Below are 13473 nucleotides of genomic sequence, written 5' to 3'. Positions count from 1 at the left end.
GCGCACAGCCGCGCTCGTTACAGTGACCGCGTGCAGGCCGAGTCGACGAGCAGGGCGAGCGAGCCACCGCAGGCCTGCCGCGTCGCCGCGTTCTTCGACGTCGACAACACGATCATCCGCGGGGCCTCGGCGTTCCACCTCGCGGTCGGCCTGTACCGCCGGGGCTTCTTCCGCAAGCGGGACCTCGTGCGCTTCGCCGCTCACCAGGCTCGCTACCGGGCGTTCGGCGAGGACCAGGAGCAGATCGACGAGGTCCGGTCGCAGGCGCTCGCGATCATGCGCGGGCACTCGGTGGCCGAGGTCACCGCGATCGCCGAGGACATCTACGACGAGGTGCTGTGCCTGCGGATCTACCCCGGCACGCGCAAGCTGCTCGACGAGCACGTCGCCGCGGGGCACAGCGTGTGGCTCGTGACCGCGACACCCGTCGAGATCGCCGAGCTGCTCGCACGGCGCCTCGGTGCGACCGGCGGCCTCGGCACGATCGCGGAGCACGCGAACGGCTTCTACACCGGGCGCCTCGTGGGCGACATGCTGCACGGCGAGGCGAAGGCCGCTGCGGCGAGGGCGCTCGCGGCGCGCGACGGGCTGGACCTCGAGCGGTCGTACGCGTACGGCGACTCGCTCAACGACATCGCGATCCTGTCCGCGGTCGGCCGCCCGTGCGCGATCAACCCCGAGCCTCGGCTGCGGCGGCACGCCGCGGAGGTCGGCTGGCCCGTGCGCGAGTTCCGGGGTCGGCGTCGTGCCGCACGGCGGGGCGTCAACGCGGCGAGCCTGGCCGGTGCGGCGTGGGCCGCGGCGCTCGTCGGGCGCGCCGCCCTGCGCGCCGTCCGCGCGCGCACGCGCTGACGCAGGGCGCCCACCGCCACGCCACGGACCACGACCAGGGCGCGCCTAGGATCGCCGCGTGAGCATCGTCGTGCGCCCCGCCCGTCCCGACGAGGCGGCTGCCGTCGCGCGGCTCGCCGCGGTGACGTTCCCCCTCGCCTGCCCGCCCGGCTCGACCATCGCGGACCAGCAGGCCTTCATCGCCTCGACCCTGTCCCCCGCACGGTTCGCCGAGTACCTCGCGGACCCGGCGCGCGTGGTGCTCGTCGCGCACGCCGGGGACGAGCACGACCCGGTGGGCTACACGATGCTCGTCGAGGGCGACCCCACCGACCCCGAGGTGGCCGGCGCGTTGCGCGTGCGCCCGACGATCGAGCTGTCGAAGTGCTACGTGCACCCCGACCACCACGGCGCGGGCGCCGCGAACGCGCTCATGGAGGCGTCGGTCGACGAGGGCCGGGCGCGCGGCGCTGCGGCGATGTGGCTCGGCGTGAACCAGCTCAACGAGCGCGCGCAGCGGTTCTACCGGCGGCACGGGTTCGAGCGCGTGGGGGTCAAGCACTTCCAGGTGGGCGACCGGCTCGAGGACGACTTCGTGCTCGAACGGGTCCTGCCGGCCTGAGAAGCACGTCGGGCCCGGCATCAGCCGGGCCCGAGCGGGTCACTTCTTGTTGCGACGCTGGTGGCGCGTCTTGCGCAGCAGCTTGCGGTGCTTCTTCTTGGCCATCCGCTTGCGGCGCTTCTTGATGACGGAACCCATGGCTCCACCCTCGCTTCCGTTGGAAGGTGCGGCCCCGAGGGGGCCGACCGGTCTGTTCGATCGACGCGTGGTTCGTCGATCAGCAAACCGAGTCGCCCACGCACGGAGAAAGTCCGAGCCCATACCTTACGCGATCGACGGGCCGCTCCGCGACGCGCGGTCGGCGCGCACGCGCCGACGACCGGGGATCAGGACGACAGACGTCCCGCCTCGTCGTCGTGCTCCTCGACCGGCGCGACCGGGATCGACGTCGCGAGGTAGTGCTCGAGCGCGTCGGCGGGGACGCGGAACGAGCGCCCCACGCGGACGCCGGGCATCTCGCCCGAGTGCAGCAACCGGTACACGGTCATCTTGGAGACGCGCATGATCTCGGCCACCTCGAGGACCGTGAGGTAGCGCTGGCGGCCCGGCTGGTCGCTCATCGTCCGTCGCTCTTCCGTTCCGGCCGGCGCTGCGTCGGCCACGCGCACCCCCGCTGGGTGTCGCGTCAGCCTAGTGGCGCGTGGGACACGAGTGAAAGGGGTGAACACGAGTGGTCACCCGTCCGGATCCGCGCGCGCCGACGAGCAGGGCGCTCACGCCTCCGGGTCGAGCCCGAGGTACGGGAACGCGGCGGCGCGGGTCGCCCGGATCGCACGGTCCACCTCGTCGCCCGGGTCGTAGCCCGACGACCACGGCCGCAGCACCGGCGTCACGCCGTCGCCCATCGTCGACGGACCCTGCCGCCCGTGCCGCTGCTGCACCAGGTCGAGCCACGCGCGCGGGACGGGCGTCGTCGGGTCGACCGGCCGGTGCAGCGCGACAGCGAGCAGGTGCGTCCACGCGCGCGGGACCACGTCGACGACCGCGTACCCACCCCCGCCGAGCGCCACCCAGCGACCGTCCGACACCTCGTGCGCGAGCTCGTGCACGCGCACCGCGACGAGCCGCTGCGCGTCGACGGAGATCCGCAGCCGGGTCAGCGGGTCGAGCACGTGCGCGTCGCAGCCGTGCTGCGAGACGACGACGTCCGGTGCGAACTCGCGCAGCGCATCGGGCACGACCGCGTCGAACGCCCGCAGCCACCCCTCGTCGCCCGTGCGCGACGGCAGCGCGACGTTGACCGCGTACCCGCGCGCCGCGGGCCCACCGACCTCCCCCGGGAACCCCGTGCCGGGGAACAGCGCCGCCCCCGTCTCGTGGATCGAGATCGTCAGCACGCGGGGGTCGTCCCAGAACACCGCCTGCACGCCGTCGCCGTGGTGCGCGTCCGTGTCGACGTACGCCACGCGGCGCGCGCCAGCGTCGAGCAGCGCCCGGATCGCGACCGCGGCGTCGTTGTACACGCAGAACCCCGACGCTGCGCCGGGCATCGCGTGGTGCAGCCCGCCGCCCACGTTGACCCCGTGCCGTGCGCGGCCCGACCACACGGCGAGAGCCGCCTCGACCGAGCCGCCCACGGCCCGCGCCGACGCCTCGTGCATCGCGGGGAACACCGGGTCGTCGGAGGTGCCGAGGCCGCGCTCGGGATCGGGCGTGCCGTGCGCGCCGGCCTCGCGCACCGCTGCCACGTACTCCGCCTCGTGCACGGTGCGCAGCAGCGCGTCGGACGCGACCGCCGGCGGGACGAGGTCGACGCCGTCGAGGACGCCCAGCGACTGCGCGAGCCGGAACGTCAGGTCGAGCCGCTCGGGGGACATGGGGTGGCCCGCACCGAAGTCGTAGTCGAGCACATCAGGAGCCCATGCGACGTGCACGACGACGTCGTCCTCGTCGCGCCCCTCGGGCTCAGCCGCCATGCCTCCACTGTCCCACCCCTGCCCGGGCCCCCGCGTCCCGGGTCCGCCGCCGTCCCCGTCCGTCGGGCCTCCGCACGCCTCACGGCGCGGGACCGCCGGGCGTGCCAGAGTTGGCCCGGTCCGACGGCGCACCGCCGTCCGGCGGGAGCGGCGTCGGGACCAGCGACGCGACGAGCGGCGCGACGTGCGGGAGGTGGGATGGCGCGGGGTGGCCCCGGTATCGCGTGGCGCGTGCGCGAGATCATCGACCGCTCGGCGCGGCAGTCCCCCGCCCGGCTCGCGCTCGGCGTGTTCGCGGCCGTCATCGCGGTGGTGACCCTGCTGCTCGCGACGCCGTGGGCGACCGCGAGCGGCCACGCGCCGCCGTTCGCCGACGCGTTGTTCACCGCGACGTCCGCGAGCACCGTCACGGGCCTGGTCGTGGTCCCGACGGGCACGTACTGGTCGACGATGGGGCTCGTCGTGATCCTCGTCGCGATCAAGATCGGCGGCCTGGGCGTCATGACGCTCGCGTCGCTGCTCGGCATGGCGGTCTCGCGGCGCATCGGCCTGACGCAGCGCCTGCTCGTGTCCTCGGAGACGAAGGTGACCCGGCTCGGCGAGGTCGGCTCGCTGGTGCGGACGGTCATCATCACGTCGACCGCGCTCGAGGTCACGATCGCGCTGATCCTGCTCCCCCGGTTCCGGATGTACGACGAGTCGTGGGGCACCGCGGCGTGGCACGCGATCTTCTACGGCGTCTCCGCGTTCAACAACGCGGGCTTCGTCCCCACGGCCGCGGGGCTCGACCCGTTCGTGTCCGACTGGTGGGTGCTCATGCCGATCATCATCGGAGTGTTCATCGGCTCGCTCGGGTTCCCGGTGATCCTCAACGTCGCACGGCACCTGCGCGAGCCGCGCCGCTGGTCGCTGCACTCCAAGCTGACGATCACGACGAGCCTCGTGCTCGTCGGTGCCGGCGCGGTGCTCGTCGCCGCGTTCGAGTGGACCAACCCGCACACCTTCGGTGCGCTCGGCGGCAACGGGACCGTGCTCGCGTCGCTGTTCGCGGGCGTCATGCCACGCTCCGCGGGGTTCTCGACGGTCGACGTGGGGCAGATGCACGAGAGCACGTGGCTGCTCATGGACGCGCTCATGTTCGTCGGCGGCGGTTCGGCGTCCACCGCGGGCGGCATCAAGGTGACGACGCTCGCGGTGATGCTGCTCGCGATCGTCGCCGAGGGCCGCGGCGACCGGGACGTCGAGGCGTACGGCCGGCGCATCCCGCGCGAGGCGCTGCAGGTGGCGATCGCCGTCTCGCTCGTCTCGGCGACGTTCGTGCTCGTCTCGTCGCTGCTGCTGCTCGCGATGACGGGGTGGACGCTCGACGTCGTGCTGTTCGAGGTGATCTCGGCGTTCGCGACGTGCGGCCTGACCACCGGCGTCACGGGCGACCTGCCGGACGCCGCCAAGTACGTGCTGACCGTGCTCATGTTCATCGGCCGGACCGGCACGATGACGCTTGCGGCCGCGCTCGCGCTGCGCAACCGTCGTCGGGTGATCCGGCTACCGGAAGAGAGGCCGATCATTGGCTGACACCACGCACAACGCGCCGCGCACGCCGAGGAAGTCGGACGGCGTGCTCGTCGTCGGGCTGGGCCGGTTCGGGTCCGCGATCGCCGCCACGCTCGACCGGCTGGGCCAGGACGTGCTCGCGGTCGAGCGCTCGCCCGAGCTCGTCGCGCAGTGGGCCGGGCGCATCGCGCTCGTCGAGGCCGACGCGACCAACCCCGAGGCGCTCGAGCAGCTCGGCGCGCGCGAGTTCCCCGTGGCGGTCGTCGGCGTCGGCTCCTACCTCGAGGCGTCGGTGCTCATCACGGGCAACCTCGTCGACATCGGGGTCCCGCAGATCTGGGCCAAGGCGATCAGCACCGAGCACGCGCGCATCCTGCAGCGCATCGGCGCGCACCACGTGGTGCTGCCCGAGGCCGACGCGGGCTCACGCGTCGCGCACCTCGTCTCCGGCAAGCTGCTCGACTACATCGAGGTCGAGGACGGTTTCACGGTCGTGAAGATGCGGCCGCCGAAGGAGACGCAGGGGTTCACGATCTCCCAGTCCAAGATCCGCGAGCGCTACGGCGTGACGGTCATCGGTGTGAAGAGCCCGGGGCAGGACTTCGTGTACGCGCAGCCGGAGACGCGCATCGCGGCGAACGACCTGCTCATCGTTTCCGGGCACGCCGACCTGCTGGAGCGGTTCGCGGCGCGGCCCTGAGCCCGGCCGGGGAGCTGCGCGCGCTCGGTCCCCCGGCTCAGGCCTTCCCGAGCTCGACCGACCGGTCGTGCGCGGCCCGCGCGGCGGCGACCACACCCGCGCGGACGGCGTGCGCGTCGAGCTGTGCGACCGCGGCGACCGTCGTCCCGCCGGGCGACGACACGCGCTCGCGCAGCACCGCCGGGTGCTCGCCCGACGACGCCGCGAGCGCGCCCGCGCCCTCGACCGTCGCCGCCGCGAGACGCGTCGCGAGGTCACGGCTCAGACCGAGCAGCACGCCCGCCTCCGCCATCGCATCGATGAGGTAGAACGCGTACGCCGGGCCGCTGCCGGAGATCGCGGTGACGGCGTCGAGCTGCTTCTCCGGGACGCGGACCACCAGGCCGGTCGCCGCGAGCAGCCGCTCGGTCAGCTCGAGGTGGCCGTCGTGCGCGCTCGTGCCCGCGGCGATCGCGGACGCCCCCTTGCCGACCACCGCCGGCGTGTTGGGCATGACGCGCACGACGGGCGTCCCGGTGGGCAGCGCCTTCTCGTACGTCGCGAGCGGGACCCCGGCGGCGACGCTCACGACGAGCGTCCCGCCGCGCAGCACCGGCGCGAGCGTGGCCAGCACCGCGGGGACCACGTCGGGCTTGACCGCGAGCAGCACCACGTCCGCGCGCGCGGCCGCCGCCTCGGTCGTCGCGCCCGTGCGCACGCCGTAGCGCCCCGCGAGCTCGTCGGCACGCGGCACGGCCCGTTCGACGACCTCGACCTGCTCGGGCGCCCACCCGGCGGTGAGGACCGCGTGCAGCAGCGCCTCGCCCATCACGCCGCCGCCGACGACGGCGACCGTCGGACGCCCCTCGTCCGCAGCTCCCGCAGGAGTGACCGGCCCGGACGTGCTGCTCGTCGTCATGTGCTCTCCCGCTGCGGCGCGGCCCCGCGGATGCGAGGACCGTGAGCGAGCCTAGCGACCACCGACGGCCCGGCCGCCACCCCGCAGGATGCCGGCCGGGCCGCCCGTCCTCGCCGGCCGCTCATCGGCCGCTCATCGGCCGCTCAGCGGCCGCCAGGCCCTCCACCCGCGCCGCCGTAGCCACCGCCGAACCCGCCCTGACCCCCGAAGCCGCGGGTCCCCTGCTGCGAGCTCGACCCGCCGAGGCCAGAGAGCCCCGACGAGGACGACGAGCTGCCCGAGTCCATCGCCTTCGTGAGGTCCGCGAGCACCACCACGTCACCGGCCTTCAGCCCGGACGTGATCTGCGTGAGCTCCGAGCCGACGGCGCCGCGCTCGACCGTGACCGTCGAGACCTTGCCGTCGGTGAGCGTCTGAACCGTCGCCGTCGAGCCGTCCACGTGCACCGCGGACGTCGGGACCGTGAGGACCTTGTCGCCGTCGGCCACCTCGATGCGCAGCTGGGCCGACGAGCCGTCGTACAGCTGGACGTCGCCCGGGTCGACCGTCAGCTCCACCGTGTACGCCGGGGTCGACGACGTCGAGACGTCGAGGATGCCGATCGACGAGACCGTGGCCGTCAGCGCGTCGCTCGTGGTGCGCGTCGTCATCTGCGCGGTCTGGCCGATCTTCACCTTGTCGATCGACGTGAGCGGGATGGTCGTCGAGACCGTGTAGCCGTCGCCCCCGACGACCGTGATCACCGCGGTCGACGACGACGCCGAGACGGTGTCGCCCTTCCCGATCGAGACCGCGGCGACCTTGCCCGCGATCGGGCTCGTGAGGTCGACGAGGTCGAGCTTGCTCTTCGCGACCTCGAGGTTCGCCTCCGCGAGGTCGATCGCGGCGCGGTCGGCGACGAGGTCGGCGGCCGTCGCGGTCTTCGTCGTGGCCGACGATCCCGAGCCCTGGCTGCCGGATCCGCCGGAACCGCCCTGACCGCCAGCGCCCTGGGTGCCCTGGGTTCCCTGGGTTCCCTGGGTTCCCTGGGTTCCCTGGGTTCCCTGCGTCCCGGTGCCGCCGCCCTGACCGCCCGCGCTCGGGGTTCCCGAGCCGCGTGAGCCGCCCTGACCGCCCTGGCTCCCCTCGCCCGAGCCGTCGGCGCCACCCTTGCCGCCGGAGCCGTCGCCCGGGTTCGCGGACTGGGACGGCGGGGGGGTCGGGGTCGTCGTACCACCGGTGCCCTGCTGCGCGGCGGCGACAGCCGTCTGCAGGTCGCTCACCGCGCCGTCGAGCGCGTCGACCAGCGTCATGAGCTTCTTCTGCGCCGCGCCGACCGCGGTCGCGTCGTCGAGCGCGTCACCGAGCGCGCTCTGGCAGGTCTTGAGCGAGTCGGCGACCGACGTGTCGTCGGCCGCGGTGACCGTGATCGACGTCGACGAGACCTTCGCGCCGCCCTGGTAGAGGGCGATCGCGTCGTCGCCGCCGGCCGACGACGGGATGACCGCGCCGACCGTGAACGAGCCGTCCGAGCCGGGGTCGACCGTCGCCAGCACGGCACCGCTCGAGACGAGCCGCAGCTCGACGGGGTCGGAGCCGCTGACACCGGTCGCGACGACCTTGACCGCCGACCCGGCGGCGGCCGTGCCCGGCGTGATCGTCAGGACGTCACCCTTCGACGCCGTCCCGGACGTGACGTCGACCGCGAGGAACGCCTCGCACGCCGCCTGCGCGGCGGACACCCGGTCGTCGCTGCCGGACAGCGCCTTGGTCGCGACGTCGTACTGCGCGAGCACCTTGTCCTGCGCCGCCTTGACCGCCGCGAGGGCGGTCGTGACGTCGTCCGACGATCCGGCCGCCGAGGTGGTCGTCGGGCTGGTCGTCGGGCTGGGCGACGCCGCGGTGGTCGGCGTCGCTGCCGTCGCCGCGACCGTGCGCGTCGTGGCGGTCGCCGGGACCACGTAGACCGCGTCGGTGACCGTCGCGGTGGTCGACGAGGTGAGCGTCGCAGAGGTCGCGGCCGTGGACGACGAGGACGACGACGAGGCCGACGCGTTCGTCGCGCTCGTGCTGCTCGTCGAGCTGGTGCTCGTCGTGCTCGTCTGCGAGTCGATGTCGTCCTGCAGCTGCTGCTCGGCGTCCGCGAGCGTCGAGCTCGCGGAGTCGACAGCGTCCTGCAGGTCGGAGTCGTCGAGCGTCGCCAGGACCTGACCCGAGGTCACGGCGTCCCCGACGGCGACCTTCACCGATCTCACGGTGCCACCGACCGAGAACGCCGCATCCCGACGCACCGCGGACGAGACGGTCCCGACCGCGTCGACACGCTGGGTGACCGAGCCGAGCGACGCGGTCGCCGTGCGGTAGCGGTCCGTGTCGCCGCGCCCTGCCGCGAGGGCGACGCCCCCGCCGACGAGTGTCACCGCGACGACCCCCGCGACCGTGCCGATGACGACGCGGCGACGGCGCGCCGCCCTCTTGCGCCTGCGTGCGTCACGCATCCGAGCCCGCCCCGCCCTGCCCGTCGCCGGAGCCGTTGCCGTTGCCGTTGCCCGTCCCGTTGCCCTGCCCGTTGCCGTTCCCGTTGCCGTTGCCAGGGCCGCCCCGACCGCCGCCGAACCCGCCGCGGCCGCCCCCGAAGCCGGTGGTGCACTCCCCGTCGACCGCCTTCGACACGGTGATGCTCGTCGCGGTGACCGTCCCGGAGTCGTCGGACCTGCCTCGCACCGAGACGCACGCGCCCTCGACGAGCGCCTTCGTCGTCGCCGCGACCGTCGTCGAGTACGTGGTGTCGCTGCCGACCGTGATGGTCGCCGTGCCGGCCGAGCCGCCGTTCGTCGCGGCTGTCTCGACCGTGATGGTGTCGCCCGAGACCGCGGTCACCTTGCCGCCGGTGAAGCCGCCGAACCCGCCGCCGGGCATCCCCGTCGGGGCTCCGCTCGGCCGGTCGCCGTTCCCGCCTCCGTTCCCGGAGCCCCCGTTCGGCATGTCCGTGGGCATCCCGCTCGGCAGGTCGGTCGGCATGCCACCGGGCTGACCGCCGCCACGTCCGCCTCCGAAGCCGCCACCGAACCCGGCGGTGCACTCGCCGTCGGTCGCCTCGCTGATCGTCACGCGCGTGGCGGTGGTGGAGGCCGACGAGCTCGTCGACCCGTTCGCCGTCCCGTTCTGACCGTTCGTCTGGCCGCCCGTCACCGCGAACACGCACGAGCCGACCTTCACGTCCGCGAGCGCGACCGTCTTCGTCGTGGTCACCGTGGTGTCGTCGGTCCACGTCACGGCCGTCTGGCCGTCGGTGTCACGGACCTGCGCGACCTTGCCGGTGATCGCGGCGATCTGCCCGCTGACACCGCCGCCGCCCTGACCCTGCTGCCCGCCACCCTGCTGACCCTGCTGCCGGCCCTGCTGGCCGCCGCCTTCGCTGCCGGCCGTGGACCGCGGCTGCGCCGACGTGTCGGAGCCGGAGCCCGACGAGCAGCCGGCGACGAGCATCGTGAGGACCGCGACGGGCGCGGCGAGGGCGAGCAGACGACGGGACATGACCTTCTCCTGACGGGGGCTCCCCTGGGGGGAGCGCTGGTGGGGGGTGCGCGTGCGGGGTGACATCGCGGACATCACTCGGACCGCAGCGCGTCGATGGGGGCGAGCCGGGCGGCTCGCGTGGCGGGGTAGACCCCGAAGACCAGGCCGATCGCGATCGCGACGACCACCGAGCCGCCCACGGCTGCGCCGGACACGACGATCGACGTGCCGAGCGCGCTCGGCAGCAGCTTCGCGGCGAGGATGCCGAGCGCGGCGCCGAGCATTCCGCCCGCGAGGCCGAGCACGGACGCCTCGACGAGGAACTGCCGGCGGATCGCCCACGGAGGCGCACCGAGCGCCTTGCGCAGGCCGATCTCGCGGGTCCGTTCGGTGACCGAGACGAGCATGATGTTCATGACCCCGATCCCGCCGACGAGCAGCGAGAGCGCCGCGATGCCGGTGAGGAGCACGGTCAGGGTCCGGTACACCGAGGTGGCGGTGCTGACGAGCGCGTCCTGCGAGCTGACCGTGAAGTCGGCCGAGGTCGAGTCCGTGATGCCGTGCAGGTTGAGCAGGAGGCTGGTGACCTCCTGGTTCGCGGCCGACAGCGAGTCGGCGTCCTTGGCCTGCACGTAGATCGTGGACAGCGAGCTGCGCTGGAAGCCGCCGACGAGCTGCTCGGACGCGGTCGACAGCGGGACGAGCGCGATGTCGTCGAGATCCTCCGAGCCGCTCGCGCCGGCCGGGGCCAGCACGCCGACGACGCGGTAGTCCTTGTCGCTGATCGTGACGCTCTGGCCGACGACGCGCGTCGTGCCGAACAGCTCGGTCGCGGTCTCGGACCCGAGCACGACGACGTTCGCGCGCTCGGTGTCGTCGGCCGCCGTGAGGAACGTGCCGAGCTCGAGCTCGCGCGAGCGCACGTCGAGCCAGTCGGGCGTGGTGCCCGTGACCGACGTCGTCCAGTTGGTGTCGTTCGCCTCGAGGGACAGGGACGTCGACTTCTCGGGCGCGACGCCGCTGACGTCGGGCGTGTTGGTCGTCGACGCGAGCGCCTCCGCGTCCGCCGCGGTGAGCGTCGCCGCGGAGCCGAAGCCGCCGCGCACGCCGTCCGAGCCGGTGCTGCTGCCGGGGGTCACGATGAGCAGGTTGGAGCCGAGCGAGCTGATCTGCGCGCTCACGTCCCTCTGCGTGCCGAGGCCGAGGCCGACCGTGAGGATCACCGCGGCGATGCCGATGAGGATGCCGAGCACGGTGAGCGCCGAGCGCAGGCCGTGCGACCGGACGGCGGACAGACCCGTCCGCAGGGTCTCGAGCCAGGTCACCGGCCGATCACCTCGTCGCTCTGGACGAGCCCGTCGCGCACGAACACGATGCGGTGCGCCGCCTGGGCCACCTCGAGCTCGTGCGTGATGAGCACGATCGTCGCGCCCTGGGCGTGCAGCTCGTCGAACAGCCGCAGCACGTCCTCGCTCGAGGACGAGTCGAGGTTGCCGGTGGGCTCGTCGGCCAGCAGCAGGTCGGGCTCGCCGACGAGCGCGCGGGCCACCGCGACGCGCTGCTGCTGACCGCCGGACAGCTCGCCCGGGCGGTTGCTCAGCCGGTCGCCGAGGCCGACGCGCTCGAGCGCCTCGGTCGCGCGGCGCCGACGCTCGGCCGGCTCGACGCGGCGGTACATGAGGGGCAGCTCGACGTTGCGCAGCGCGGACAGCGACGGCAGCAGGTGGAACTGCTGGAAGACGAAGCCGATGCGCTCGTTGCGGACCTGCGCGAGATCCACCTCGTCGAGCTCCTCGATGTCCTCCCCTGCGAGGCGGTACTCGCCCTGCGTGAGGATGTCGAGGCAGCCCAGGATGTTCATGAGCGTCGACTTGCCGGACCCCGAGGGGCCCATGATCGCGACGTACTCGCCCTGCTCGATCCGCAGGTCGACGCCGCGCAGGGCCTCGAACTCGATCGCGCCGGTGCGGTACGTCTTGCGCGCGCCGACGAGCTCGATGACCGGGGCGTCCGGTGCGTCCAGTACGGTGATCGGTGCGGGGAACAGGTCAGCCATTGCGACCACCGCCCTGGAAGCGTGCACCGTTGCCGCCGTAGCCGCCCTGGCCGCCCTGGCCCCCCTGGAAGCTCCCGGCGCCGCCCGGGAAGCCGCCCTCGGGGAAGCCGCCCGGGAAGCCACCCTCGTCCCGGTTGCCGCTGCCGTTGCCGTTGCCCGAGCGGTTGCCCGTCCCTGCCTGGAACACGGTCAGGACCACGGAGTCGCCCTCGGACAGACCCTTGGTGATCTCGACGACGTTCCCCGACGTCTCGCCGGTGGTGACGGTGACCTTCTTCGTCGTGCCGTCCGTGGTCTGCACCGTCACCGTGCTGGTGCCGTCCTCGGTGGTGACCGCCAGGGCCGGGACCGTCAGCACGTCCGTGCGGCGCTGGTAGATGATCGTCGCGTCCACGCTCACACCGTCGTGCAGCTTCGCGGTGTCGCCCGTGACCGCGACGACCACCGGGTAGCCGGCGACCCCGGACGTGGTCGACGAGACGAGACCGACCTCGCTCACCGTGCCGTACAGCGTGTCGGTGAGGTCGTCGGACGTCATCTCGACCTGGTTGCCGACCTTGATGTTCGCCACGTCGGACTCGCCGACCGTGGTGGAGACCTCCCACTTCTTGGTCCCGACGATCGTGAACTGGCCCGACGACGAGGACGACGAGCTCGACGCGGAGCTGCTCGCGCCGCCGCCGGTCCCGCCACCGGCGCCGCTGCCGGAGCCGCTGCCCGACCCGCTGCCCGACCCGCTGCTGCCCGAGCCGCTCACGACGTCGCCGACCTCGATGCCGACCGTCGTGACCGTGCCTGCGACCGGTGCGACGAGCGTCGCGTCGTCGACCGCGTCCTTCGCCGAGTCGACCGACGCCTGCGCGACGTCGACCTGCGCGTCGGCCGCGGCGATCTGCGCGTCGGACGAGTCGGAGCCGTCGCTCGAGTCCTCGAGGTCGGCGAGCCGCGCCTTGGCCTGCGCGAGCGTCGACTTCGCGTCGAGCAGGTCCGCGTCGAGCTGCAGCGTGCTCACGGTCGCGAGCCTCTGCCCCTTCTTGACGGTGTCACCCGCGGCGACGTCGACCGAGAGGACCGTGCCCGAGACCGCGAAGCTCACGTCCTCGCTGACGACCGGCTCGATCGTGCCCGTCGCCGAGACGGACTTCTCCATCGTCGTCAGGCTCGCCTGGACCGAGCGCGTCGTCGGCTGCTGGGCCTGTGCGGACGACGGGTCCCGCCACCAGATCCACCAGGCCCCGGTGGCGACCAGCGCCACCGCCACGACGACAGCTACTCCTCGGACCCACAGGCGGGTCCCCCTCCAGCGCGCGCGCATGCTCTCCCTCACGGTGGTGTCGATGTGCTGTCGACGACCGTAGGAAGGGGTCCTGGTGCGAGGGTGTCAGCAACCTGTGGCTG

Annotated in this window: 13 protein-coding genes; 4 read left to right on the top strand and 9 right to left on the bottom strand. The window is 73.5% G+C overall.

All coding sequences use genetic code 11. From position 1 onward, the window contains the following. Positions 1-30 precede the first annotated feature (30 nt). Together AW16_RS0109180 and AW16_RS0109175 are read left to right on the top strand one after the other, a co-directional pair. Entirely contained in the window at positions 31-852 is an 822-nt protein-coding gene (locus AW16_RS0109180) for an HAD family phosphatase (protein WP_029289819.1), read from the top strand. Between the two features lie 58 nt (positions 853-910). Then, complete coding sequence (locus AW16_RS0109175; RefSeq protein ID WP_029289817.1) at positions 911-1453, top strand: N-acetyltransferase; 543 nt, start codon at positions 911-913, stop codon at positions 1451-1453. A 39-nt stretch (positions 1454-1492) separates the two neighbouring features. On the opposite strand, the gene AW16_RS18080 is transcribed toward AW16_RS0109175, so the two are convergent. From AW16_RS18080 to AW16_RS0109160, 3 genes are all read right to left on the bottom strand, one after another. Further along, the gene (locus tag AW16_RS18080) at positions 1493-1591 is read right to left on the bottom strand and encodes a 30S ribosomal protein bS22 (RefSeq protein WP_003792170.1); all 99 of its coding nucleotides are present in this window, start codon (positions 1589-1591) and stop codon (positions 1493-1495) included. A 188-nt stretch (positions 1592-1779) separates the two neighbouring features. Then, a complete protein-coding gene (locus AW16_RS0109165) occupies positions 1780-2013 on the bottom strand; it encodes a helix-turn-helix domain-containing protein (protein WP_029289815.1) in 234 nt (77 codons plus the stop codon). Between the two features lie 153 nt (positions 2014-2166). Then, the gene (locus AW16_RS0109160) at positions 2167-3369 is read right to left on the bottom strand and encodes an acetoin utilization protein AcuC (RefSeq protein WP_081861563.1); all 1203 of its coding nucleotides are present in this window, start codon (positions 3367-3369) and stop codon (positions 2167-2169) included. 198 nt (positions 3370-3567) lie between these two features. Between AW16_RS0109160 and AW16_RS0109155 the strand changes: the two genes are divergently transcribed. Together AW16_RS0109155 and AW16_RS0109150 are read left to right on the top strand one after the other, a co-directional pair. Continuing rightward, a complete protein-coding gene (locus AW16_RS0109155) occupies positions 3568-4944 on the top strand; it encodes a TrkH family potassium uptake protein (protein WP_029289811.1) in 1377 nt (458 codons plus the stop codon). Next, positions 4937-5623 (top strand): TrkA family potassium uptake protein, encoded by a 687-nt coding sequence (locus AW16_RS0109150; RefSeq protein ID WP_029289809.1) that lies wholly within the window; start codon positions 4937-4939, stop codon positions 5621-5623. Before AW16_RS0109155 ends, AW16_RS0109150 begins: the two co-directional genes overlap by 8 nt. A 37-nt stretch (positions 5624-5660) precedes the next feature. On the opposite strand, the gene proC is transcribed toward AW16_RS0109150, so the two are convergent. From proC to AW16_RS0109120, 6 genes are all read right to left on the bottom strand, one after another. Beyond that, positions 5661-6521 carry a pyrroline-5-carboxylate reductase gene (gene proC, locus AW16_RS0109145; protein WP_081861562.1) on the bottom strand — a complete coding sequence of 287 codons (861 nt, stop codon included), beginning with the start codon at positions 6519-6521 and terminating at the stop codon, positions 5661-5663. A gap of 143 nt (positions 6522-6664) precedes the next feature. Then, positions 6665-8998: a biotin/lipoyl-binding protein gene (locus tag AW16_RS0109140; protein WP_029289806.1), complete on the bottom strand. Its 2334-nt coding sequence runs from the start codon at positions 8996-8998 to the stop codon at positions 6665-6667. Beyond that, the gene (locus AW16_RS0109135; protein WP_051681812.1) at positions 8991-10037 is read right to left on the bottom strand and encodes a DUF5666 domain-containing protein; all 1047 of its coding nucleotides are present in this window, start codon (positions 10035-10037) and stop codon (positions 8991-8993) included. Before AW16_RS0109135 ends, AW16_RS0109140 begins: the two co-directional genes overlap by 8 nt. 74 nt (positions 10038-10111) lie before the next feature. Further along, a complete protein-coding gene (locus tag AW16_RS0109130; RefSeq protein WP_029289802.1) occupies positions 10112-11344 on the bottom strand; it encodes an ABC transporter permease in 1233 nt (410 codons plus the stop codon). Further along, positions 11341-12075 (bottom strand): ABC transporter ATP-binding protein, encoded by a 735-nt coding sequence (locus tag AW16_RS0109125; protein ID WP_029289800.1) that lies wholly within the window; start codon positions 12073-12075, stop codon positions 11341-11343. Before AW16_RS0109125 ends, AW16_RS0109130 begins: the two co-directional genes overlap by 4 nt. Next, the gene (locus tag AW16_RS0109120) at positions 12068-13336 is read right to left on the bottom strand and encodes an efflux RND transporter periplasmic adaptor subunit (RefSeq protein ID WP_231495997.1); all 1269 of its coding nucleotides are present in this window, start codon (positions 13334-13336) and stop codon (positions 12068-12070) included. Before AW16_RS0109120 ends, AW16_RS0109125 begins: the two co-directional genes overlap by 8 nt. Positions 13337-13473: the final 137 nt, after the last annotated feature.

It is taken from the genome of Cellulomonas sp. HZM (genome assembly GCF_000708885.1).
Lineage (GTDB): Bacteria > Actinomycetota > Actinomycetes > Actinomycetales > Cellulomonadaceae > Cellulomonas.
The sequence above is the reverse complement of the archived record's forward strand: the minus strand, read 5'-3'. Positions and strand labels throughout refer to the sequence as shown.